The sequence below is a fragment of the Halobacteriovoraceae bacterium genome (assembly GCA_020635115.1).
Taxonomy (GTDB): domain Bacteria; phylum Bdellovibrionota; class Bacteriovoracia; order Bacteriovoracales; family Bacteriovoracaceae; genus JACKAK01.
Map to the genome: position 1 here is coordinate 136354 of JACKAK010000008.1, position 24541 is coordinate 160894.

Below are 24541 nucleotides of genomic sequence, written 5' to 3' on the forward strand. Positions count from 1 at the left end.
CTATCTTTCTTAACTTCTCAAGTGTTAAGGAAAGTTAGCATAGTGTAATGCTAGTAATTTCTCAGTAATTCATTAAACTATAGAACATTTACCAAATTTTTTTATAATAAGATTTCATTTTAAGCACTTTTTTTTAAAGTAACTAGACTTTCAATTTTATCTTTTAGATATAGAAGTGTAGAGTCAGCTATGGTTTCTTTATATTGATGTTTCGGACATTGATTAATTAGTTTTTCAATAGAATTCAATGAGTTAAGATCTAAATTATGATTTAACTCGTCATCAATAAGTTTTCTGAATGTAGGTGCATGTTTTGATTTAATTTCACGAATTTCTTTATTGTTGTGGCCATAATATTCATAGAGTACACGGGCTTGCGAAGACCCCCTAGGAGTTTCAATACCAAGAGGCCTTAGAAATCTATAATCAAAACCATTTATAAGAACTGATTCATCAAGTATTACATCGACAAAATACTGTTTTGTAATCCCTTCTAATCTAGCTGCTATATTGACTATATCTCCAATTATTGTTCTATCCATTTTTGAGAGAGTTCCAAAATTTGCAGAAAGTATATCTCCATATGCCACGCCAGTTCCAAAATGGATGGTTTTTTTGCCATTTTGATATCGTTGTCTATTTAATTCAACCATTTTATCACGAGATTCACAGAGTGCAGTAAAACATTTGAATTTGTCTTTGAACGAGCACATAACTGCATCTCCTATAATCTTCTCTACATGACCACCAGCGTTTTGAACACTATCAATAATTTTTTCTATATATAGATTTATTATATAGTGCAATTCTTCTTTATCGAGTATTTGAGAAAGATGAGTGAAATTTCTCATATCATAAAACATTACGCATAAATCCTCTCTTCGAGGTTCATATTTCATCGGATTCAAACCTAAGCTTAACTCTGTATTGATTATTGGGTTTGAAAATGTTCGAATTGTTTCCTCTCTCATTTTTAATTCTTTAAAATTATTTTTTAATCTGTCATAAGTTTTATTAAGTGTATTATATGAACTAGCTAAATCTAACCTCAGTTTTTCAACAATCGATGTTGCTAATAAAAAAATCATAGATAGAAAACCAATCATTGTTCCCCATAACCTGAATATTTCAATGTCAATAAAGTCAAAAAAATAAGCAATTTGTATAGTAGTTAAAAAAGAAAATGAAGCCCAAGCTATAGTTGAATAGATTTGTTCCTTTTGCCCTTCTCTATATTTTTTTAACGACCAATAGGCGGCTTGGTATATAGACAAATTTAAAGAAAAGGAAAATATGTTTATTGCAATCACTTGATCATAGAGAGAAACAATACCAAAAAGAACTTGACCAATAATTGATAAAGTTGAGAGAGACTTCGAAAATATTGACCCAAAGTAATGTTTTTTACCGATAACGTTTATTGAAAAAAAAGTTAAAGATAAAAAATATAAACACGAAAAAAAAAACCAATATTTGTATATTGTAATATAGTTAAAATTAAAGTTTAAACCAATGGTGGAGGAAGCATAGAATATAGATCGAAAAATTCCAAGGAGAAAACTTGCAAGTAGGAAAAAGTTAACAAGTGCACTGATTAAAAGAAGAACTACTGCTTTTTTTGCCATAACAAATACAACCATTAAGAGTGCCAACAAAGAAATACATACACCTATAAAGATTGAAGATTTCATAATCATTTTATCTTTTTCTTTATAAAATTCTATTTGATCAAAAACACGAATAGGAAAGTGTGGAGCGACTGCATCCATTGTGAAAAATATACTAGATTTACCATTGGGAATTGTAAATTTTAAAGTAGGGTAATTGTGTCCCGAAACAAAACTCTCTTTTTTAGAATTTATAAACATCCCGGCAATTTGAGTATCATTTATTTTATTGGAAATAGCTTGATATCCATAAATCTTTTCAATTGGAGCATAGAATTCAAAGAAAATATCCTTTGATGATTCGTCATTTTGGATATCGATTCTGGCCCAATAATTTTTGTGAGTGTATCCAAAACGTGGAATTCTGTTTTTAGATTGGAAAATATATTCACTTTTATTGAAAATTTCATCTATTGTTACATTTTTTTCAAACATATATATTTTGAGTTTACTCCCCAAATATTCTCCATTTGATAGATTATTTAAATTTGTATATTCAACCTGTGCAAGGCCATCTGTTATAGCAAGAATCAACTGAATGAATAAAAAGATTATTTTGAGGGTCATTCTACATCCTATAAATTATAGTAACTTATCGACTTTCTCTATATAAACTTTATAAAGAGAAATTTCTAAAAAAATCATAGTATATTAATAGATATCAAATTATATTGTACTGAAATAGTGCTCCTTTTGAGTACTTTGGATGATTAGTACAGACAAAAGATTAATACTATGTTTTAAAATTATGAGTATAGATATTGAAGACAAGCTTATAAGGACAATATTTTATACATTATCTTTCTTTTAACATCATTTGCCTCTAAATCATCAAGAAACTCAAAGACAAATCCATCATCTTCAGACCTGATTATAATTGCATTTAAATACTCGTTTTGATTCTCTAAATAGGGCATAACCTTTATTTGTTCACCTATTCCAAATTTAAATTCCGTTAATATCTTTCCTCCATTTAAAGATATGTTTTCAAGAAAATAACTCCCATTTTTTTTGGTATTTTTAAAAGATATATGTATTTTGCAATTAGCTTTAAACCTTTCATTTTTTCTTTTGTATCCAAAGAAAATTTTATTTTTTAATTGAAGTTCAAGAACTCCGGCCAATTCAAGTAAAATCGAAAATGGGTTATCACCACTTTTTTCAATAAATGAATAATTATTATTTGAAATCGATATGTCTCCTGTTAGCTGAAAATATTTCAAGATCTTCTCCAAAAATATTTGTCTTTCCATAGATATTCGAATGTAGTAAGTCTTTACAACTTCATCAAAGTTTTTGTTGAATATTCCCTCTAAATCAGAGATTTGACCTTTTTTGTTAAATTGAATTATTTTTGCTATAAATGCTGGCAGTATATAGTAATGAATAATATTATTCCGATAATGTTTTGCTCTTAAGATGTCAACATCTACGAGAGATATTACTTCTGGAATCTTTACATTGTTTAACTTAAATTTTCGATTTATGAAGGGAACACTATTTAATTGTTCTGTAATATTCCCAGTATGATTTTTAAATATTCTTGTATCATTTTCACATCCATATAACTTTAAAAGTACTGATGAAAAGTTAATGAAATGCTTGATGTCATTAATATAGAGATGTTTTTCTTTTGAACTTAATAGTGCTAAACAAGCTATAGAAGATATCAAAGGGGCCGCTGAATTGTTTATTCTACTCATTGTTTCATTCACGGTATCTTGAAGCAGTTCCTTGTTGACACTAAATCCGTTATTTATATCAAAATAATCATCTACTTTATCGATGTAAATGGGATCGGAGAAATTAACATGCACACTGGATTTCTCTTTTCCAAGAAGCAGTTTCCATACAGTAGATAAGAAAATTGAAAATTTATTTTTTTTTGTATAGGTTTTAATTAGCATATCAGTTTTTTCTTGTATATCAGTACCAATTGATTCAAGGTTTTCCTGATGCATATCCTTTAACAAAGATTCTGACTCTGGAAGTATATCATATACAAGTGAAATCGGTTGAATACAGATCTTAATATTTTTAAGTTGCTGTGCATTTAACAAGTAACTTTTCAGGGCACCAACTTTTGGCCTCAATGTGTACCCTTGTCGGCTTCGTTGTCCTTCTAGATAAATATTTGTAGTTCTAGAATTTATTAAAGAGTGTTTTATAACTGAGTTCAAAACCGCCGTATAAGTATCATCAACTTTCTTTCTTCTTATGAAATATGCTCCAACAATTTTCCCTACTATTCCTACTATATTTTGTTTCATTTTTAGAGCTGCACTAGCAACAGGAACTCCACACGAATAGTCACAATATATTTTCATGAGCAATGTAGAGTCAAAGATACTTCTATGAGAAGGAGTAAATATCACAAAATAATCTTTTTCAATACTACGAAGATCATTAGGTATATTAACATGTATATTTTTAAATAAAAATTTACACAAAATTTTCGAGTATAGATGGACTAAATAGTTACCAAATGCCGATCTAGAGCTAGTCATTTCTCTTACATATGACATCACTTTTTCATGATTATAATTTTCTCCCAGTTCTCTAATTACATTTTCTTTTACAAAACGAACTAATTCAGTCTTCCCAATATGTTCAATTTCGAAAAATGGGCTTCCACTATCTATGTTGAAATGACTGTAATAATCTAATATTAGCCTCTTGAGGAAACCAACTTTTTTTTCAAAGTTGATTTCTTTATTTAAGTAGTCATAGGATGAAAGATTGACGGAAGTTGTAAATCCCAAAGGGTTATTTATTAATAGTTTTATATCGCTCATATTTTTTTCATGTCTCTTCAAATACTCGTACATTCTACTTTTTCTTGTAAGACCACGAAATGTAGAACTACCAAATTCGCAGGTAGTGATATTTACTTTTTTTGTAGGAGAAATTTTAAGCTTATGAATGATTATTTTAAAAAATATTGTAATACGTCCAAAATACCCATAGCTTGGGGCAATAAAGAGATAATTAAACTTTTTGTCAGGATGCTTAATTTTCCCAAGAAAACAACTTATTTCATTGCAAATATCTGATCTTTTAATTTGTCTTTCTTTTGAATACTCTCTATTCCAAGGAGTAGAAAGGAGTAATGTAGAAAAACCTTTCTTTCTTGCAGAGTCAATTTCATTTACATTATCATCTATGAGAAGGCAGTTTTTTTTATCAATATTGAACAATTTAGCATAAGAGTCTATTATTTCACATTTGGATATGGACTTTGAAAACATTGGCCCACATGCAACATAACGATTTTCAAAATCAACACCTAAGAGTTCTTTTAGTCTTTTTATTCTCCATCTTGAGAAGATAGGTGGATTTTTACTAAGTAAAATCACTCTTTCATCTTTAAGAACATTAAAAAATTCTGGAGTGTTCAATTCTTGAAATAATTTTTGTGATCGATGTAATCCAAAGGGTAGACTGGATAGGGCCATTAACCACATCGTGTTTTTTGACTTTAAAGTTTCTGGAAACGCCTTATAATAATCAATATGAGAACGATTTCTCATCTCTTCTTCTGAGGGAAAGTTCTTCATAAAAAGGAATTTACTTATAACACTGACACTTCTATGTGGTGGAGTAAGAAGGGTGTCATCAACATCGAGGAAAACATATTTATTTTCCATCTCGTTTCCTAGGTATCCAAATTGAAAATATCAGCATATTGTTCTAATGAATCTCTAATTTCTTCAGCGTCATGTTCTGTTAAATCAAGGAATTGAACACCAAAACCTGGAGGATAATTTGGCTTTTCCTCCCTAACCCACGCAACTTTAGAATTTACTTTATAGGATTTATTATTATGTGGAAGGGCGAAATTAATTGTCAGTTTGGATCCTACAGAAGGAATACTATCTGCTTCAATGAACATTCCCCCTTTACTGATATTTTCAATGAAATAATCATCTTCAACATTTCCATTATTGAAAGTTATTAGAAGTCTTAACTTAATCCTTAAATAACTATTTGAATCTCTGCGCTCAAATTGACTCATCTGTCCCTCGATCCTAATTTCAAAATTTTGTTTATAAGCATAAGTTTATCGACTTGAAACAGATTATCTTTAATCCCAATATCTATAAGATGTGATTACTTAAATTTATAATATTTTTACGTTATCACATTCGAAGTATACTGTTCAGTTGAGGGCCAGGCACATAATTGAATTATGATAACATTAAATTGGAATCTTCCACCTATACTGTTAGCTGACTCTTATTGTTTAGAGACAATGTAATTGCCGAACACAAGAGTCCAGTTCTACAGGGAAATTTTGTTTCAAATATCTTAAATCTTTCTCAATCATCAAACACTTCGAGTATCTGACTCGAAATAAACAACAGGCAAAGGAATCATAAGTTTTTTGGAGACAGGGTTATAAGTATCTAATCAGAACATTAAGACTTGATTTCCCTTCACTATAACAGTCTCAATTTTAGGATTTTTTCGAATGTGGGGACTCCAATAATTTTTTTCTAGTTAATATATGCGCAACAATATAACTCAGCATATTATTCACAAAGATTTTATCCAAAAATTGTGAGAGCTTTAAGACCATATTAATCCAGCAAAACTGTCGTTCAAAAAAGTTTTGTATTTGGAAAAAGTGCCGATAAAAACCTATATGTCAGACCTCTTATAATCCAAAAAATCAAAAATTTGCCAATTTATTTTCATATAATTTATATTATATGAAATATAATGCATCTAACTAGTTGAATTTACAAAATGAAGGAAAAATACTTAAAAATGAGGCTCTAGGTATGGGACAAATGAAATTTGAAAAACATAAGCAAACCAAGCGCGTTATTTGTAACAAATTTAACAAGTCATACTTCCAAAGGGGATCGTCACATCAGATAATTCTTTTATTTCAAAGGCTTAATAACTTCTGTGTTTTTTTAGCATTACAATTTAGACTCAATAACACAAATTTGAGGCATATATATGAAAAAAGACTTTTGATTAGCTCTCTAACATATAGAATTTATGATAGTAAGTTACTTGGACTATACTAACCCAATGAATAGATTGTTACTTTTTTTATTCTGTTTATATTTAGCTACTTCATGTGGAAAGTCTGGTGTCAGTGTTGGTGAAATTTCCAATCTGAAATCAACAAATGACAATGTCTCAGCTAACAGTACCCCTGTAGCTGTTAATGATACTTATGACCTCCGCCCTGGAGAAAGTGTTAGCTTTAATATTCTTTCAAATGACTCAGATTCTGACGGAACATTTAGTGTCACGTCGATTGACTCACCTCGTTCAGGCAGTCTAATTGATAATGGTAATGGAAATTATACTTATATCGCAGATGCAAGTTTTCACGGACAAGTTTCCCTAAATTACACCATAACTGATAATCAAAGTGCACAGGCCAATGCTCTAATAAAATTTAATGTTCTTTACGCTACAGAGTACACGGGTAGAGAAAAAGATGGAGATTGGAATAATCCTAAGAATTGGTGTGGGACAATAACTGATGATACATGCGACGGAGCAAGTTTTGCTCCAATCACAACCGATGTCGTTTATTTTTCTGGAGTGTGTGAACTGGAGTGTAATGTATCTCTTGACACTAGCTCTCAGGCACAAACATATCTTGGTTTGAAAATGGCCAGTGATTATACAGGAACTATCACTTTACAAGGTTCCAATGACTTTACTTTAAAAGATGAGGGTTTTTTACAGGAAGGAGGCATTCTTAATGCATCTGGTCTAACAGGAACATTTTTGATTAGTGATTATATTTACACGAAGATTGGAATGGAAATAAAAGGTGGAAACTTTACGGCCGGAATCAATACGGAAATTTCAATTTCTATTTTAGGATCAAATGCTTCTACCCTTATTAAAATTGATGATGCAAATTACTTCGATCATAATAACGGTCATTTTAAAATTGAATACAAAAATGCCTGGGCCCAAGCTCCCTCTATAACTTATAATCTTGCAGATCAAACGACCTTTTATAATCTTGAACTTAATGCAGGAGGAGCTGACTCTAATAAACCTCAAAGTTCTATCACAACTGCATCAAAAATAGTGGTTGAAAATGATTTTACATTTAATCTTCCTACTTTAACTGAAGGCAATATCGATCTTTATGGGGATTTATATTTAGGATCGAGACCAGTGAATTACTCTTATCAATCTGGAAGTTCTTCAAAAGCGATGATTACTTTCAAAGGAAATAATCATAGTCAGTATGAGTGTCTATATACCTCAAGTATCAATGTAGGTCCTCCTATTTCAATAGATAAAGGATCATATTCAGTGGCACCAAGTGCAGGTACGACAAACTGTGGTTTTTCAGGTATAAATATATTATCGGGTACTTTTATTGCTCCTTCTGAAACCTTGAATATAGCTCCATATATACCATATGATAATTATGATTTTTACTTATTAAACACAAGCTCTGGTACCACATTTAATCATAATGGAGGTCACTTATATTTGCAGCTTATGGGAGGATGGATGGTTGATCCAAATGCTAAGTTAAATATTTCAGAAACTGGCATTACTTTGAACGATCTTACAATAGTTAATAGTATGAATTCAAGCTACAAACAAGAAATTGTCGCAGATTTAGGAAGTGGAATGATTACAGTTGAAGGGAATCTAACTATTGATCAAACTTACCTGACGTATCTTAGTTTACCTACGGTAGAAGTACAAGGAGATGTCTCAATAACTGGGAACCAAAGTAGAAATTTCGATCTGATACTAAATGGATCAAATCAATCTTTTTCGAATTCTTCTACTTTATCAACCGTTACAGGAAATTTAACTTTTGCTAGTTCTGGAACAATAAGTGTTTTAACTGATTTGAATATGTCTACAGATAATTCAGATATATTAATCTCATCTGGAGTCGTCAATATTTTAGGAAATGATTTACTCGTAGATGACAAACTCACAATAGAATCAGGAGCTACTTTGGATATGGGTGGAGGAGTAATTAGCTACGGAACAATTTTAAATAGTGGAACTTTCATTCCATAAAGCTTTCTTTTCAACACAATATTTAAATTTTTAGAAATCTATTTATACTTTTTCTAAATGAATATTCTCATTTCATAATATATAAATGTCTCTTATCCAGTTTTAAAGAAGATTACAAAAATCTATTTTTTAAATATGCAGACCTTGCTATCATTATGATTTTACTAGTATATATAGCGCCAAATATCTCACGCTCAATAACTTTTTAAAATGCAATAATGGATAAATAAGATCAACAATTTTCATTAATTTTAATGGAGTACGTATGAGAACTATGTCATATATTTTACCTAAAAGCATGAGATCTACTATTGTTAGAAATAAAATCGAGCTAACGAAGGCCCAAGAAAATATAGAAAAGCTTGATATCAAGGTTGCAACAACAACTGATGAAGTATCACAAGCACTTAATATAGTATATGAAGAGTACTACAAGTTGGGTTTCACTGATTATTCTCGAACTGGATTATACTGGACTGATCACATTTTAAAAGAAAACTCTCATCTACACGTTATAAAATATCAGAATAAAGTAATAGGTACCTTCACAGTTATCGTTCGAAACGGGGAAAAACTCCCAGTTGAAGAGAATGGTCTAAAAATTCCAGAAAAATACATAAATAACTGTGCTGAAATAAGTTTGTTGGCCATACACAAAAAATGGAGAGGAAAGACAGGAGAAATTTTATTTCCTGCTCTAGTCAAACTATATAACTTTTGTAAGCAGGTAAATGTAGAGGACTTATACATCGTTTTTAATCCAAAACATGAAATCTTTTATGAGGATATTCTATTATTTGATATTCTCAAAGACTATTCGTCTAAAATATATTGTAAGCAGGTAAACGGTGCAAAAGGTGTACTTGGACACCTCAATTTATACAATGCTCTAAGTAAATACAAAGAAATTTATGAGAAAAAAGAACAAGAACGTAATCTATACCAGTTTTTCGTTTTGTCTAAGTATTACACACAGAAGGACATTGAAGTAGGAACAGGGAAAATTGTTTTAAGAGTAATAAACCAAGCTATTTCAAAAGATCTTCTAAGTCGCAATTTATATTATGAGACTGCCGCCTGAGTCACTCTTAGCTACTGAATCCAATGCATACTTATCAATATTCAAAACAAAAAGGGGCCCCAAAATGCTATATTGGCCCCTTTTTCATATTCTTGGTAAATTCGGATATATGATTATCGTCTCAAAAAAACAGTACTATAAAAAAATCTAGAAAATATTCTCGTACCATTTTGGCCTTAACTCATTAGAGTCATATTGCATTTTTACAAGATTGTAATACTTTCTTAGAGATTTTAATTTCTCAAATCTTCCTACTATTATATCCTTTCTATATTGAAATGATTCACTTTCAAAATCTTCACTTGAAAGGTCATTATGTATAGTAGTAAATTGAATCAATTGGTTTTCAACCTGTTCAACATACTCAGAAAAAAGTGCTACATAATCTTCTATGACACCACTATCAATTTTAGAAAGATCAGAATCTCTTTTAATTAAATAATCATATAATTTAATAGCACTATCAATAGTGTCTTTCTCATATTTGAAAGTGTATACGATTGAATCAAATTTCTTGGATTGATTTATAAAATGTTCTCTTTTATATAGTTTAATATATTTAATTAAGCTTAATGAGAGTTCTCTTTTTTCAAGTAACGAGACTGAATTGTTTGAAAAATACTCATTATTTTCTATTTCCAAATCATTTATCGATTGAATATATTTTCCTAGTCTATGAATTAGTATTTTGATTTCATTCAAAGACCGACATTGATCTTTTATGCTATCAAAATTTGAAATTTTAATAGCTTCTGAGGAATCATCGAAATGAACATTGGATTTTGTAACAATATCTTCTTCTGCAGTATAAAATTCTTTAACTACGTCATCGCTAAATAGAGAAAAATTTAAAGATAATATAAAGAATAAAAGAAAAGTAAATTTGTTCATATACATACCCACTTTATATAAAAGTTAAAGAAGAGTTAAATTCTTAGTAATATTTCTTATATAACAATTTCATTTCTTTGTCTTCTTGATAGTAAGATTTACAGATAACGTGAATAAAGTGACAATTTGATAGACATTCTTAAACCATAAAATCCAATTTAATCAAATAGATAGAATATTTTATGAATTCTTGAAATTTATATCCTGTTGAGGATGGCCTAACTTTTTAAGTATAGGCCATGTTTTCGTAAAAATATTGTGTTTGATAATATCCTTCTATTCCTGGAAATGTTTTTCAGTGTTTTCCTCTGAAACCGCAAGTTCGGCATGCGCAACTTGATCTGTTGGCTCATTCGCTAATAAAGTTAAACTGTCTACTCGTTGAGATTTCATATTTTCGGCCATTTCCGATAATGGAAAACCAATTCTTAATAACCATGTAGCTGTATCATTTTCTTCAAGTCTAAAAAGATTTGAAAATAAATCATTTCCATTTTTAAATAGATCTTTTGCCTCTTCATGTACTTTTGTTTTTGTGTTTGCACTCTCGTCAAATATACAAAGAGAAGATAGAGTTAAAGGTTGAGCTACTATTCCATGTTTGGCCAATGTAAGCCAACAATGAATGGCCTGTCTACCAACTTCAACGAGAGAACTGTTTGAACTTTCTTTTACAGAAAAAAGAAGAAATCCAGGAGTTTTTTTATAAACGTCTGATGTCTTTTTACTTAGTACCTTTGCTACGCCAAGCTTTAATAAAAAATCATAGATTTTTTTAGATGCAAACATAAGTCTAGTCATAAGAACATCTAATTTGTTCATTCCAAGATTTCTCCAGTTTAATCCTTTTTTGGGAATATTATTTGTGAAATCTATCCATTGAAATGTCGCATAAATTAATTCTGATATATTCCAAAATTGAAAATCACTCTTTTTGAGATAACTCCATAATGAGCTTTTCTTTTCAGGTTTATAAAAGCTTACTTTTGAATGATAAAAATTATTTGTGTCAATAATCTTACTTAATACTTCTAGTGGAATATCTTTAGTTTTATATTTCCTTCTATCTGTCGCACGTTTTCTAAGTTGGGAGTATAGATTATGTTGTCTATCTGTAGTTTCTTTAAAAGTAAGTTCAACACTCATACAATTATCATCTTCAAACTCATAGCTCATATTATATCCACGCACTTTAGAAGAGATTGAAATATATTCTAGTAGCCCCCCAAGTGAAATCATCATTGCATGATAATGTGGATCTATTGGATGATATGCTTTTTCTTTGTCTATTTGAACAACAAGAGAATTATCTTTAACAATAAATCTCCATGCTTGCATATTATCACCTGTAGGTGCCCAAATTGCTTCTTCTATAATTTCTAGTAAAATTGCTGGTTGCATAAATTTGCTCCTTACCTAACGTTCTCTCTATATATTACATATCAAAGACGACAATTTCATTAAATTAAACCATCATATTTGGCGTCATATTTCTTGTATTATTCATTATAAATATATAATATTACTATATTTTTATGAAATTAGTTGATGGGAATAATATTTATTTATTTTATTTTTGGCGTCATTATGCTAAAATTATTTTATGAGTAAGCCAAATATTTTCAAATTTTCAAATTATCGAATTTTCTTAAATGAGCTATTTTTGGCAAAGAAGAACGATCTTGTTAAATATTCATACCGCCAACTGGCCAGGGATGCTGGATACATCACTTCAGATCACTTTCAGAGAATTGTAAAAGGAAAGAGAAATCTCACAAAGGATGGAGTAGAAAGATTCTCTAGGGTCTTTTCTCTCAATGAGACTGAAAAAAGATTTCTCATTAACTTGGTTGGATTTAATGATGCCAAAAAACATGAGGTGAAAAAAGCTTACTTATCGAAACTTACTGAATTTCAACAATTTAAACAATTTAACCCTTATGTAGAAGAAAAGTTTAAGTATCTTTCACATTGGTACTACGTTGCAATTCGAGAGCTCTCTTTATTACCCTCATTCAATGAAGACCCACGTTGGATTGCTTCACAATTATCACCAAAAGTATCTTTGCAAGAAATAATGCAAGCAATTATCGATTTGCAAAACTTAGGACTCCTTAAAAGAGACATCAATGGACAACTCGTCACTGGGCAGGAGAGGAAAATAGATATGGGGCAAGAAGTTTATTCAACAATTGCCATTAACTATCACCAAGAAATGATTGAACAAGCGAAGAGTAGCATTGAAAGATTTGATAGATCTTTAAGAAATATTTCATGTGTCACTTTTCCTTTCACAATCAAAAATGTCGAACAAATCAAAGAAATGATTGTTGATTTTCAACAAAAAGTTATGAATGTCTGCCAACAAGAGAAAAATGCAGATTCAATTTATCAGTTCAACCTTCAGCTTTTTCCTCTAACATTAGTACATGACAAAACAAGAGCTTGATAGAGGGAAATTAGAGTTGCTTATAGACTTTCTAAAAATAAGGTACTTACTCTTTCAAGTAAGTTGTCTCTGATCATTTTTTGAGGCATAAAAAAAATTAAAGACTGTAGGTGCCCACAATAATCGCAACATATAATTTTATGTTTATACTTATAAAAACAAGCAGATAGTGTTTTCTAGGATTTAAGTTAGCGTCGTCTCAGATATTGGGTCTAAAATAGTTTGCAAAGGTCTATTAGAAATAAATTTATTATAAGTTATTTTAAATACTTGGAGAATTTATGAAGATATATTCACTGTTGTTTTTATATATCGGAATTGTTTTTTTTACTGGCTGTATTGAAAATCAAGTTCAAAACAAATCTCTGCTTAAGGATATTATTTCTGGGGAGAATCTTGTACTGTATAAGATCTATTCCTCTGGAAACATTTATCGTTTGTCTATTAATAATACAGGATCTGCTATATCTAAACCAATATCAATTAACATTTATCATTCTGAATCTGATCAGAAAATTTTAGTTTACTCCTTTAAACTAGAAGAGATGAACCCTGGATCAAGCACTTCTAAAGAAACAAATATATCAATTAACCAATTTTCAACTGGATCCATATATGTTTGTTTTGATGGAGAAAATAATTATAAACCATATACTGATCAGTGTAAGTCCTTTGACTTAAATGATCTAAATTGTGGGAGTATTTCTAACAATTCCAAAGAGTCAAGAACGCGGTATGTTTCTCCTCAGGTTGAATTTGGACAGTCGTGTGTTTCTGAAGTTCAAAGAAGATCTTGTTCAAATGGGGTCCTTTCTTCTTGGTCCGGATCTTATATTTATGATGAATGCGTCGTAGCTGACCAAGTTGTTGTAGGTTGCGGAGAATTATCAAATGGACAAACAGAGTCAAGAACACGATATGCTTCAGCAAAGGTCGAATATGGAAAATCATGTGTATCTGAAGTTCAAACAAGGTCTTGTTCAAGTGGGGCCCTTTCTTCTTGGTCTGGATCTTATAGCTTTGACAATTGTCATGTTGGATCAAGTCCTGCATCTTTTGAATTTTTAAGTTTTTCATCTGATTCAACTTCTATTAATCTAAACGGTGGCCTGACTACAAATTTTAGCATTAAGAATGTGGGTGATATTCCTTCTAACACAGCATCGATTACATTTTTTCTATCAACTGATAATTTAAAATCACCTGACAATGATAAATATTTAGCTGGACAAAGTTTTACAATTGGTTCAAACCAAACATTTTCGGGATCATATACAATTCAAAATTTCAAAGATATTGGAAACTATTATATATATGGGTGTTTAACTCCCTCTATTGCAACACCAGATTATTCTAAATATTGCTCATCAATGGTTAGTCTCAGTGTTTTGCCTGAAAAGAAAGCTAACTTAATTATAGAATCTATGGCCCCTACAAAAAAGATATTTTCACCTCAAGAATTTATAAGCTTCAATGTAAATATCAAAAACATTGGTACAGCTGATAGTTCCTCCACGTTTTTTTATATCAAGCAAGTAAACATAAATGATAACCCTACAGTTGTTCAAAAAAATATAGGATCTATTCCTGCTGGTCAAAGTTCCATCTTTACAATAGAGCTCAATGACAAACTCGTTGAAAATGATTACTCTTTTTACGGACAAATCGCAACATTTACTGCGGAAAGCAGTTCTCAAGATAACATATCATCTTCCCTGAAAGTTCTGGTGCAAGATAATACCCCTATCGTTTTTGAAAATTGGGACCCCGTCATTCAGGGAGTTCAAATTGTATCAACTCCTTCACAACAGTATAATGTGTCACAATTACCTTTAGAACTCGCTGCTGTTAAAGAAGACATTTCATATGAATGGGGTGTTTATGGTATCGATAATATAGACAATTCTAATTTTAAAATAGTTCCCAACGGAAATTTTGCAGAAATTGATTGGTCCACACAAAATAGATATGGATTATTTGTAAATATTAAATACAAGAATTTAGAAAAAGAAATTTCAAAAGAAATTATTGTAGAAAACTCTCCGGATGCGAAACTTTCGATCAAAAGTTTTAGTTTTACAGATGGATCAACTGAAATGATTCCTGAGTTCTATAGTGGAAATCAGATGTTTCAAATTAAAGCTGAGATTGACCATAACTACCAATTTTCAATTTTCGCATCCTATAACGTGAAAATATATCACTCTATGGATAATAATTTATCATTTACTAATGATGAATTAATTTCAGATTCTTATAACCAAGAGGGTCTTGACCCCGGGGCAAATAAAAGCTTTAGTTTTAAAAGATTTCTACCTGAAGAAGTAGGGATTCATTATTACTTCATATGTGTAGGATTAGTTGGACAAGAGGAATATAACTGTTCTTCACATTCAATCAAAATAAACATGCGCCCTATGCCAAATCCAATATTGAAAAGTATAACTGTGAACGGGAAAAGTGGTGAGGTTAATTTAACAAATGTCAGTGATGCAAATTTTTTAATAACTGCCAACGTTGTAAATGATGGTGACATTGCGACAACTGAGGATGTTATCATCAATTATTATAGATCTACCGATGATGAATATTTCTCACCTGAAAATGATGAGCTATATGGATCAAGAAATGTTTCCATTCTTGAAGCTGGCGAATCAGGTGGTTGGGGATATACATTTCCCAAACCAACAACTCCTGGAACCTATTATTATGGGGCATGTGTTACAACTGCAGGATTAGATAAATTTAGAACGGACAACTGCTCACCAGTGAATCCTATTAAGGTTATTATAGACTGAAATTTTTACTTACAAATAAACTAACACTTTAAAATTAAAGTGTTAGTTTATTTAATTTTGATATTTGTAACTTAATTAGTTCTAATTAAAATCACTAATTCCTGCTGAACCTCTATTTTTGTAAGTTGCCTTAGCTAAAGATAAGCAAAGTGCCTTTATTTCAGTAACATTCTCTGCGTAAAGTCTACCAATAATATATTGCCCATAGGTGAAATCTGGATCATCATCTATATGGCAAATAGCACTTGTTAATCTATCCCTGCGAGGCAATCGTATTGCTTTTACATCGCTAAGAGTATATGACGAATAACTTCCAAACATCGCATAAGATCGCTCATAACAGTCTTTGATAAGCTTCAAAAAATCACCTCTCACAATACCTCCATTAAACTGGCCAGGAGTGAAATCAAGATCATCATCTATCCAACAGATTCCTTCATACTCTACTTTTTGATTATATCCTGGAGGACCGGGTCTTATATCTTGATCTTCAATGTAGGTGAGAATTTGGTTATAAGAACTAAGTATTCTTTGTTTTTGATCCTGGTTTAAGTTATAGAATTTTCTTTCAATTAAATTGGCCACAAAAAAGGCCTTCTGAATTAACTCATCTTTAGATTGAGCTAGTATTTGAAATGAAATTAAAAATAAAAATATTACATTTTTCATAGAATCTTCCTTGATTATTATTAGTTTAGAATCAATTATCTTTTTAAGATTGTCTTCAAAAAGTTTTTAACATAAACTTTCAATTTGTTAAGAAGCTTTTGGTTCAGAATATTTATTGCTGGTGATATTTTTAATGTTGAGCTTTAAGATGGGGTATTTTTCAATGATTTCTAAAAAATCAGACTTATTTAATCTATAAGTATCACAATAGGAACGTGCTTTTACATCTGCATTCCTTACGGTTTTTTCCATGAGGGCCATTTCACCAAAAAACTGTCCATCATTTAAAGTGGCCACAAGGTGCTTTTTTGATCCATCTTTTTCAGGCGTAAAAATGTCAACAGTACCATGTGACAAAACATACATTTCTTCACCAATTTCACCACAAGAAATAATTGTTTGGCCGGGAGAGAATGAAAATTGCTCTAATACATTTGCAATATCTTTAAGGCATACGGCCCCACAGTTTTTAAAAAGAGGAATTTCAGCAATAAGTTTAATATTCATATATGTTTGAATTTCACTTTGAAGTGCCGTTGGCAACTCTGAAATAATCTGAGTGTCATTGTCACTAAGTCTTTTTTGAAATATATGGTTGTAGTAACTTAATACTTCTTTTTGCAGGCCAATAGGAATATTATAATGCTTCATAAAAAGAGTAAGGTCATTTATTTTTTCTCTCGTTTTTTCTTTATGTTTATCAGCATTATCTATTAATTTGGCCACATTACCGATAACTAAACCGTAGACCCCAACCCCCAAGATCATTATAACCATTGTATAAAGCCTTGAAAGATTGGTTGTAGGAGTAATGTCTCCATAACCAATAGTGGTAAGTGTAGTGATGGCCCAGTAGAGAGATTTGTTATAATTGGTAAAATTATCAATTTCATGAAATGGTGTAAGAATTTGCCATCCACATGCAATCCAGTGAATCGCGACAATGATAGAAACTAATACACTTGAAAATCGAATTGTCGTTGGAAGTACTGTAAGGCCACTTAAGATTGAAAATTCTTTAATGAGTCTTATTATTCTAAATAGTCTGAGAAGTCTTAAGATCTTAAAAATTGATAATACCGGAAAGATAGTCGCAAGTAGCTCATAGGGGATAGCTGCAAGTGCTTCTATAATATAAAGTCCATAACGTTTTGATTTTGGCCATTTATATATTTTTTTATCATTTTTTAATAAGAAACGTACAAAATCAAATCCAAAAACGATTGAAATGAATACATCAATTACAATCTGAACCGATGAAATATTCAATTTGTATGCATAACTTAAAGGGGCCTCAATTGCTACGTAAGTGATACAAATCGCAACACCAAGTCTCCAAATAAGATCTTTTTTATTCTTTATACTTATACTGACCATTGTAAATTATGAAGCTTTTTTTAATTCTGCTTCGATTTTTCTAAGCTCTTTACTAATTTCTTCTCTTATTATTTTTTTAATAATTTTTCTTACATAAGTTCTAATGAAAGTCACATTTTCAGTTATTTGACCAGCAATGTCCGATTCAAAAGATTGATCACTTAACTCATCTTCAATAGGAGGACTTTTGTTAAACACTCCCTCTTTTACATGTTTCATTGTTTCATCGAGAAGTTCTGATTCAATATTTTTCATTGGCAATTTAACCTGTTTTTCTGAAATAAATATCTCTTCATTGCTACTTTCTTCATCTTCTTTTTCCGCTTTCTCATCTCTTAACATATCAATGGTATCATCGGCCTCACTCTGATGTTCTGTTCGATCCAATTCATCTCTAAGGGGTCTATCACTATTTTCGATTTGAGAATTTATTCCTGATAATAAATCCATATGATCATCTTCTGACAAATTTAACTCTAAAACAGTATTTTCGTTATCGGGTTGAATTTCTTCTTCAATTTCTTCCTCTCTTGTAACTTCTTCAGGTACAACAATTTCATCTTCTAAAAGAGGATTTTCATCTATTTCCTCAGAAAATATTTCCTTAACTTCTTGTACAGTTTGTATATCTTCACTTATAGAAGGTCTAGTAAGCTCACTTGATACACCGGCCTTAAATATATCTAAAATGACGGCCCAATTTGATTTATATTCATCATTCCATAATTCTTCAAAATAGTCTTCCAGAGACTTTTCAAAAGCATTTCGAATGATTTCCCGCTGTTCTGATGTGATATCTTCCTTAATATACACTCTTGCAACTTCATCACAAAGCCCTCTAAGTTGTAAGAGATTGTTTACATTTTGTGAGACTTCATCAAAAAAACGATACACAAAGTTTTTATTTTCACTTATGGTTTTTTCATTAAACAAATTTTTAGGGTCTACATCAAAAAAAAGAAGGTTATTAAAAAAGAGTTCATAAAAAACTTCTCGATTTGGTATGAGAAGATTGATTGACTCCTTGATAACATCGATATCAACTAACAAATTTACCTCCAGATATATACACTTATCTATCGGATTTATTTTGTATTGATTTATAGGAGATTATTAAAGTTTTCTTTTTTTAACTTAATATCCTGAACTATTGAGTCAACTACTTGTTGAGTTGTTGGAATATCATGAATCATGCTTGCAATTTGACCTATTTCAAGCTCACCATTTTCGATGTCTCCTTCAAACATACCTGCTTTAGCTTTTCCTTTTCCAAGAAAATCGCTCAAGGTTTGACTACTAGCACCTTGATCCTCTAGATTTTGAATAGCTTGAGTCAATTTATTTTCAAGTAGCCTAACTGGTATAGATTTTTTCATAAGAAGTTTTGTGGAACCAGGACTGCTTTTTAATATTAATTTTTTAAAATTTTCATGAGCACTGGATTCTGTGGTGAGCACAAACCTAGTTCCCATTTGAACGCCCAAAGCACCTAGGGCAAAAGATGCTAACACTCCTCTAGCGTCTGCAATTCCACCTGCGGCAACCACAGGGATATCCACGCAATCGACAACTTGAGGAATTAGACACATTGTTGTTATTTCTTCACGTCCGTTATGACCGCCGGCCTCAAAACCTTCTGCGACAACTAGGTCAACTCCAGATTCCTGAGACTTGATCGCAAATTTTGGGGACGATACCACATGTGCAACTTTGCATTTTTCCGATTTTAAAATAGAAGTATATTCTTTAGGATTTCCTGCGGAAGTGAAAAAATTTTTTACTCCTAATCGCAAAGCTATCTCTATTTGTTTAGCACTATAAGGTGTAAAAATTGGAATATTCACACCAAAAGGTTTGTCTGTAAGACTTTTAAGTTTCTTTAAATTTTCTTCAAATAGGTCTGGTTTCATTGAACCGGCCCCAAGTAGACCGAGACAACCGGCATTGCTCACTGCCGCTGCTAATTTGGGCCCTGAAACCCAAACCATTCCGCCTTGGATTATTGGATATTTTATTCCAAATATTTTTCTTATGGGATTACTTTCGCAAAATGGATTTTTATTCGTCATATAGTATTTTTATTTCTTCAGACTTCAATTCCTCACAAATAGGCAACTCAATGTTATAAATAGGCGTTGCTCTTAGACAAGTCTTTTTTCTCCCATACCCAGGCCTTTCTTCATATAGCCAACCAGATTTAAGTAATGTCTTTTTAACAGATGCACTTGTACTATAAGTTCCAAGAATAGTATTTTCATGACTTTTTTGTCTGAGCATAGTGAACCACTCGTAAGTCCAAAGAGATGGGTTTTTTTTCACAGAGAATGGGTCTTGATAGATAGCATCAAGTAGTGGAGGGATACTGTCGGTCATTTGCCTTATATCTCCTAGAATAATTTTGATCCGGTAAAAGTTGTTGGTGTTTATCTCAAAATTAATTTCATTTGAAGTATGTCTTAGTTTTTCACTCTTATAATTACTCGAAGCTATCCCAAAACGTGCGAGTTCTGAATCTATTTCACAGCTGCAATAGTCAATATACTTAGCGCTGTAAATTTCATCGATTTTTTTTATTGTCGTTTCAAGACCTAGTCCAATCCCAAAGCCCATTTCAAATATTTGAATATGCGTTTGTTTTTCTAACTTTTCTATAATTTTACATCCATCAATATAATTATGAATGGTCTCTCCTGCAGCTCCACTTAGGGAATGTCCATCTTCATTATAGGCCTTTGAATGAAAACTAACAGATCCATCTTCAGTAAGATGTAGAGTGTATTTTGAAAAAGCTGTGCGAAGTGTTTTATCTTGATGATTCATGTCGGGATAGATACATTTAAAAAATCAAAGTGGGAAGGGCCACTATTAGGCCATCGTGTATTTTTGTCGATAAGTGATATGTGAGTATGAAGCTTTTTCAAACATTATTATTATTATTTCTATTAATTTCTTGTGGAAAACCACAAAAAGAAGTTATTCAAGAAATTTCAAGAATTGGAGATAAACTGAGTGCTCCAATTAGTTCAGAATCTCCGGTATTTGAAGAACTTCTGGCCATTTGCTCTGCTTTAAGATCTAAAGAAAGATGGTTTTCGGGAGTCTACGGCCCCTCAGAAGGTTTTCAATTCAGTTTTTCACATACCGATTGCGATGAGAGTAAAAATGTGAAAAAACAAAATGTACATGCTTTTTTAAAAGCAAAGGCTTCTCCTATTTTTTTTCAAACCACACAGGAGTTTTTTCTTAAAGAACTTCAAACTTCAAGCGACTGGCCTCATAATGTTCTTGGTAGGTTTTGTCCTGATTCACTTGGGAATTCGATTTCAACAAATATCTATCAAGATTTAAATTATATATATGAGTTTCAGATTCAATCTGGAATTGGAAAGTATTCTACTGTTTTTATAAATAAAGCTGATATCAGTAAGAAAATCATCCAGACAAATGAAATTATGGTTCGTTTAGAAGGTAATAAAAGAGAATATGGACTCGTGTATTATCATAAGCAAATTAAATTATGTAATGATGGAACAAAGGTTAGCTCGACTACTCAGAAACTGATTGAACTACCAAAGAAATGAAGATCTTTTATAAATGGTTAAATATTTCACTGGCCTTGATATTTTTTTCTACAACGGCCATATTATGGTTTAGACACTATTCAATGAATTTGAACTATGGACTTGTGACAGTTGATAAAAAATATTGTTTTGAAGAAAAAAATTCATCTCTATACCATCTTACATGGAATAAATTTTCAGGAATTTGTTATATTGATCAAGTTCAAGTTTTCTCCCATTTTCTATATTTGGAGTATTTCAAGATTTTAAATGGAAGGTTGGTCTACATAGATCTACCAATTATTGATTTTCACAAAAAAAAGGCGGAAGAAATCTTCCGCCCAAAACTAAAAATTTCAAAAGAGTAAGATTAGTTTACATTGAAAGTTTTAACTACTTTTACTGAACCATCTGCATCTGATTTTGGGATATATCCTATCGCTTCTTCTTTTTTCGAAACGAATCTTTTTATACCACTAAATTCTGATGTTGGTGCTGGTTTTGTTGTCTTACCAGAGGCCTTTCTATCTGCCCAATGTTTGTTGTAATCTGAAATACTCATTCCTAAAACTTCTTTTAGAAATGCTTTTTTCACTAGTAGCTTTTTAAGATCTCCTGCTTCTTGGATCTCATAAGGCTCTACTTTTTTTCCATTCGACCAAGTCTCTGCTGAAAGCAAAAAAGCATCCTTTACGTTTGCGTCTGCGTTGCTTGGATGAACTACTACTGCATACTCCTCGCTTAGTGCTGTGCCTGCGAGGAAAAATAATGTCATTATTGATATTAACTTTTTCATTTCTACACTTCGCCTTTATTAAAATGAAAATACAACGTTAAACCTATACTCCATAAAGTCAGGATTTGTGCTTATTTTACTATATACTGCGTTTACATCTTCAGTTGATAGAAGTGCTGCTTTCATGGCAGCATAACTAGCTGCACCTGCAGCTGGATTGCCTAAGGCCGAAACAGCAGCAAGGTTAAGAGCAGCAGAAGCATCTGTAGTAAGATCTCCACTTGCTAGCCCGTCTAAAGCTCTAAAAATTTCATTTTTACCATTTGGTGCTTTGTAGTCATGGTATATGGCAGAGAATTGAAAGTTTATTAAATTATAAGGTTTATAATTTAAAGTCGCTGACATGACTTTTTTAGCTTCACCCATGTGAAAGGCCTCACTATTTAAGTCAATATAGTCAAAACGTGTTGCTAATAAAATTTTATCAGTTATTTGAAAACTTGGCTCTATATACCATTGTGTTTTGTCTGAAACTATGTCATCAACCAAAACGCTTTTGGCACCAGCTTGCAGATAGGCCAAAAGAGCTAAACTTTTATTTCCTGTTGCTGCATAAGCAAGATTATAACCTTTAACCATATCGTCTCGACAATTTAATGTTTCATCCCCTCCAACATAATTCATTGCTATAGAGCTATGTTTTCCCAAAGCACTGCTTATAGAATCATAAACAGCAACTCTATAAACCGCATCAGCAACTTGCTTAGCATTACATCCTTGACCTGAGAAAGTATTTTCCTTTGAAAAAACATATTCTCCTTTCATTGAAAATCTACCAAAACGTAGAGTTGTATCAAGCGCATAATTAGTAAAAGAAGATCTTCGACGTCCGTGATAGGCCGAAACTCCAACATCTACTTTATCGGCCAAAGTTGTAAATCTAATTCTTGCACCAACATTGATATCTTCAGGATTACCTGTAAGATCAACCTCTGAATAAGCTTCTGAACTTAGTACAGAGTTAACTCCAGTATAAATTTGTACATTCAATTTATGTTGTCCGAATCTGAACATTTTTTGATACTGAATACCATCAATATTTATATCAACAAACCGACCGTTCCCTGCACCTAAAAGCAAAGATTGAGGCCAGATAGGAATAATTTCTGCTACAGGAGAATAGGTGTTCATGTATGTTCCAAACGGAGTAAGCATACGACCAAACTTGAAATTTCCGAAAGATGTTTTATACATACCCCATAAACGGTATACAATCATTTCTGTCCATCTATCTCCATCAAATGTTCTAGCAGCAGAATCAAAATCATCACCTGCAGTATTGTGCCATAAAGAAGGAACGAGCAAGTATTCAATGTCATCATTAACATCACCTGCAAAGTAAAGATCCATTCTTGCGTTTGAAGTATTTATTGTATCTGGAACTTGCAATTTTTCAGTTGTTGCAACCCCGCTATTAAGAGAGTAAACTTTATTGCTTTTAACTATGTTATACTCATATCTCAAGGCACCACCAAATCGTGCCTTTTTCGCATCGATAGGTGTTATTGGATATTTTCCTCCCATCTTTTCTTCTACATCAAAAAGACGGTCATCAATCTCCGTTAGTTGGTTGGCATAAGTACTGTTAAAAACAGATAAGATTGCCAACAGCGCACTAATTTTAAGCATAGCTCCTCCATTACAGCATCGTTAATAAATTCAAGAATTATTGTTTCTTTGTGTAAACTTAAAGTCAACTAATTTAATAGAAATTAATTTAAGAATTCTCGAATATATTGCATAAAAAAAGGGCAGGATAAACCTGCCCTCAAACTTTTTTAAAAGTGTAAAAAATTAATTTACATTGAAAGTTTTAACTACTTTAACTGAACCATCTGCATCTGATTTTGGGATATATCCTATCGCTTCTTCTTTTTTCGAAACGAATCTTTTTATACCACTAAATTCTGATGTTGGTGCTGGTTTTGTTGTCTTACCAGAGGCCTTTCTGTCTGCCCAATGTTTGTTGTAATCTGAAATACTCATTCCTAAAACTTCTTTTAGAAATGCTTTTTTCACTAGTAGCTTTTTAAGATCTCCTGCTTCTTGGATCTCATAAGGCTCTACTTTTTTTCCATTCGACCAAGTCTCTGCTGAAAGCAAAAAAGCATCCTTTACGTTTGCGTCTGCGTTGCTTGGATGAACTACTACTGCATACTCCTCGCTTAGTGCTGTGCCTGCGAGGAAAAATAATGTCATTATTGATATTAACTTTTTCATT

The 24541-nt window shown here is 31.5% G+C and carries 19 protein-coding genes; 6 read left to right on the forward strand and 13 right to left on the reverse strand.

From position 1 onward, the window contains the following. Positions 1–119: 119 nt before the first annotated feature. The 3 genes from H6622_13805 to H6622_13815 all read right to left on the reverse strand — a co-directional run bounded on the left by H6622_13805 (position 120) and on the right by H6622_13815 (position 5682). Positions 120–2234 (reverse strand): hypothetical protein, encoded by a 2115-nt coding sequence (locus H6622_13805; protein MCB9062593.1) that lies wholly within the window; start codon positions 2232–2234, stop codon positions 120–122. A 206-nt stretch (positions 2235–2440) separates the two neighbouring features. After that, positions 2441–5314: a PilZ domain-containing protein gene (locus H6622_13810; GenBank protein MCB9062594.1), complete on the reverse strand. Its 2874-nt coding sequence runs from the start codon at positions 5312–5314 to the stop codon at positions 2441–2443. Positions 5315–5322: 8 nt separating this feature from the next. Then, entirely contained in the window at positions 5323–5682 is a 360-nt protein-coding gene (locus tag H6622_13815) for a TIGR02266 family protein (protein MCB9062595.1), read from the reverse strand. 1028 nt (positions 5683–6710) lie between these two features. Between H6622_13815 and H6622_13820 the strand changes: the two genes are divergently transcribed. Together H6622_13820 and H6622_13825 are read left to right on the forward strand one after the other, a co-directional pair. Next, the gene (locus tag H6622_13820; GenBank protein MCB9062596.1) at positions 6711–8699 is read left to right on the forward strand and encodes an Ig-like domain-containing protein; all 1989 of its coding nucleotides are present in this window, start codon (positions 6711–6713) and stop codon (positions 8697–8699) included. A gap of 265 nt (positions 8700–8964) precedes the next feature. Then, positions 8965–9780 carry a hypothetical protein gene (locus H6622_13825; protein MCB9062597.1) on the forward strand — a complete coding sequence of 272 codons (816 nt, stop codon included), beginning with the start codon at positions 8965–8967 and terminating at the stop codon, positions 9778–9780. Positions 9781–9927: 147 nt separating this feature from the next. On the opposite strand, the gene H6622_13830 is transcribed toward H6622_13825, so the two are convergent. Together H6622_13830 and H6622_13835 are read right to left on the reverse strand one after the other, a co-directional pair. Next, the gene (locus H6622_13830) at positions 9928–10671 is read right to left on the reverse strand and encodes a hypothetical protein (GenBank protein MCB9062598.1); all 744 of its coding nucleotides are present in this window, start codon (positions 10669–10671) and stop codon (positions 9928–9930) included. A 276-nt stretch (positions 10672–10947) separates the two neighbouring features. After that, positions 10948–12072, reverse strand: a complete 1125-nt coding sequence (locus tag H6622_13835; GenBank protein MCB9062599.1) for a hypothetical protein — start codon at positions 12070–12072, stop codon at positions 10948–10950. A gap of 202 nt (positions 12073–12274) precedes the next feature. Between H6622_13835 and H6622_13840 the strand changes: the two genes are divergently transcribed. Next, entirely contained in the window at positions 12275–13120 is an 846-nt protein-coding gene (locus H6622_13840; GenBank protein MCB9062600.1) for a TIGR02147 family protein, read from the forward strand. 281 nt (positions 13121–13401) lie between these two features. Continuing rightward, entirely contained in the window at positions 13402–15918 is a 2517-nt protein-coding gene (locus H6622_13845; protein MCB9062601.1) for a hypothetical protein, read from the forward strand. Positions 15919–15999: 81 nt separating this feature from the next. Here H6622_13845 and H6622_13850 read toward each other — a convergent pair whose 3' ends face one another. From H6622_13850 to H6622_13870, 5 genes are all read right to left on the reverse strand, one after another. Continuing rightward, positions 16000–16587, reverse strand: a complete 588-nt coding sequence (locus tag H6622_13850) for a hypothetical protein (GenBank protein MCB9062602.1) — start codon at positions 16585–16587, stop codon at positions 16000–16002. Positions 16588–16674: 87 nt separating this feature from the next. Beyond that, the gene (locus H6622_13855) at positions 16675–17964 is read right to left on the reverse strand and encodes a cyclic nucleotide-binding domain-containing protein (protein MCB9062603.1); all 1290 of its coding nucleotides are present in this window, start codon (positions 17962–17964) and stop codon (positions 16675–16677) included. Positions 17965–17970: 6 nt separating this feature from the next. Next, positions 17971–19014, reverse strand: a complete 1044-nt coding sequence (locus H6622_13860; protein ID MCB9062604.1) for a globin — start codon at positions 19012–19014, stop codon at positions 17971–17973. Positions 19015–19064: 50 nt separating this feature from the next. Beyond that, positions 19065–20033 carry a nitronate monooxygenase gene (locus tag H6622_13865; GenBank protein ID MCB9062605.1) on the reverse strand — a complete coding sequence of 323 codons (969 nt, stop codon included), beginning with the start codon at positions 20031–20033 and terminating at the stop codon, positions 19065–19067. After that, positions 20023–20784, reverse strand: a complete 762-nt coding sequence (locus H6622_13870; GenBank protein ID MCB9062606.1) for a hypothetical protein — start codon at positions 20782–20784, stop codon at positions 20023–20025. Before H6622_13870 ends, H6622_13865 begins: the two co-directional genes overlap by 11 nt. Positions 20785–20870: 86 nt before the next feature. Here H6622_13870 and H6622_13875 point away from each other — a divergent pair, with 86 nt between their 5' ends. Both H6622_13875 and H6622_13880 read left to right on the forward strand, forming a co-directional pair. Continuing rightward, entirely contained in the window at positions 20871–21545 is a 675-nt protein-coding gene (locus tag H6622_13875) for a hypothetical protein (protein ID MCB9062607.1), read from the forward strand. Beyond that, the gene (locus H6622_13880) at positions 21542–21892 is read left to right on the forward strand and encodes a hypothetical protein (GenBank protein ID MCB9062608.1); all 351 of its coding nucleotides are present in this window, start codon (positions 21542–21544) and stop codon (positions 21890–21892) included. The genes H6622_13875 and H6622_13880 overlap by 4 nt, the downstream gene beginning before the upstream one ends. 2 nt (positions 21893–21894) lie before the next feature. On the opposite strand, the gene H6622_13885 is transcribed toward H6622_13880, so the two are convergent. The 3 genes from H6622_13885 to H6622_13895 all read right to left on the reverse strand — a co-directional run bounded on the left by H6622_13885 (position 21895) and on the right by H6622_13895 (position 24540). Further along, entirely contained in the window at positions 21895–22320 is a 426-nt protein-coding gene (locus tag H6622_13885) for a hypothetical protein (GenBank protein MCB9062609.1), read from the reverse strand. 18 nt (positions 22321–22338) lie between these two features. Further along, on the reverse strand, positions 22339–23949 hold the full coding sequence (locus tag H6622_13890) for a hypothetical protein (GenBank protein MCB9062610.1): 1611 nt from the start codon (positions 23947–23949) through the stop codon (positions 22339–22341). A gap of 165 nt (positions 23950–24114) precedes the next feature. Further along, entirely contained in the window at positions 24115–24540 is a 426-nt protein-coding gene (locus tag H6622_13895; GenBank protein ID MCB9062611.1) for a hypothetical protein, read from the reverse strand. Between the last annotated feature and the right edge of the window lies 1 nt (position 24541).

Bases quoted from the DNA above. Each gene is read 5' to 3' on its own strand.
- H6622_13805 (MCB9062593.1), bottom strand. From the start codon at position 2,234: ATGACCCTCAAAATAATCTTTTTATTCATTCAGTTGATTCTTGCTATA.
- H6622_13830 (MCB9062598.1), bottom strand. From the start codon at position 10,671: ATGAACAAATTTACTTTTCTTTTATTCTTTATATTATCTTTAAATTTT.
- H6622_13890 (MCB9062610.1), bottom strand. From the start codon at position 23,949: ATGCTTAAAATTAGTGCGCTGTTGGCAATCTTATCTGTTTTTAACAGT.
- H6622_13865 (MCB9062605.1), bottom strand. From the start codon at position 20,033: ATGACGAATAAAAATCCATTTTGCGAAAGTAATCCCATAAGAAAAATA.
- H6622_13810 (MCB9062594.1), bottom strand. From the start codon at position 5,314: ATGGAAAATAAATATGTTTTCCTCGATGTTGATGACACCCTTCTTACT.
- H6622_13885 (MCB9062609.1), bottom strand. From the start codon at position 22,320: ATGAAAAAGTTAATATCAATAATGACATTATTTTTCCTCGCAGGCACA.
- H6622_13835 (MCB9062599.1), bottom strand. From the start codon at position 12,072: ATGCAACCAGCAATTTTACTAGAAATTATAGAAGAAGCAATTTGGGCA.
- H6622_13820 (MCB9062596.1), top strand. From the start codon at position 6,711: ATGAATAGATTGTTACTTTTTTTATTCTGTTTATATTTAGCTACTTCA.
- H6622_13870 (MCB9062606.1), bottom strand. From the start codon at position 20,784: ATGAATCATCAAGATAAAACACTTCGCACAGCTTTTTCAAAATACACT.
- H6622_13880 (MCB9062608.1), top strand. From the start codon at position 21,542: ATGAAGATCTTTTATAAATGGTTAAATATTTCACTGGCCTTGATATTT.
- H6622_13840 (MCB9062600.1), top strand. From the start codon at position 12,275: ATGAGTAAGCCAAATATTTTCAAATTTTCAAATTATCGAATTTTCTTA.
- H6622_13845 (MCB9062601.1), top strand. From the start codon at position 13,402: ATGAAGATATATTCACTGTTGTTTTTATATATCGGAATTGTTTTTTTT.
- H6622_13875 (MCB9062607.1), top strand. From the start codon at position 20,871: ATGAAGCTTTTTCAAACATTATTATTATTATTTCTATTAATTTCTTGT.
- H6622_13855 (MCB9062603.1), bottom strand. From the start codon at position 17,964: ATGGTCAGTATAAGTATAAAGAATAAAAAAGATCTTATTTGGAGACTT.
- H6622_13850 (MCB9062602.1), bottom strand. From the start codon at position 16,587: ATGAAAAATGTAATATTTTTATTTTTAATTTCATTTCAAATACTAGCT.
- H6622_13815 (MCB9062595.1), bottom strand. From the start codon at position 5,682: ATGAGTCAATTTGAGCGCAGAGATTCAAATAGTTATTTAAGGATTAAG.
- H6622_13825 (MCB9062597.1), top strand. From the start codon at position 8,965: ATGAGAACTATGTCATATATTTTACCTAAAAGCATGAGATCTACTATT.
- H6622_13895 (MCB9062611.1), bottom strand. From the start codon at position 24,540: ATGAAAAAGTTAATATCAATAATGACATTATTTTTCCTCGCAGGCACA.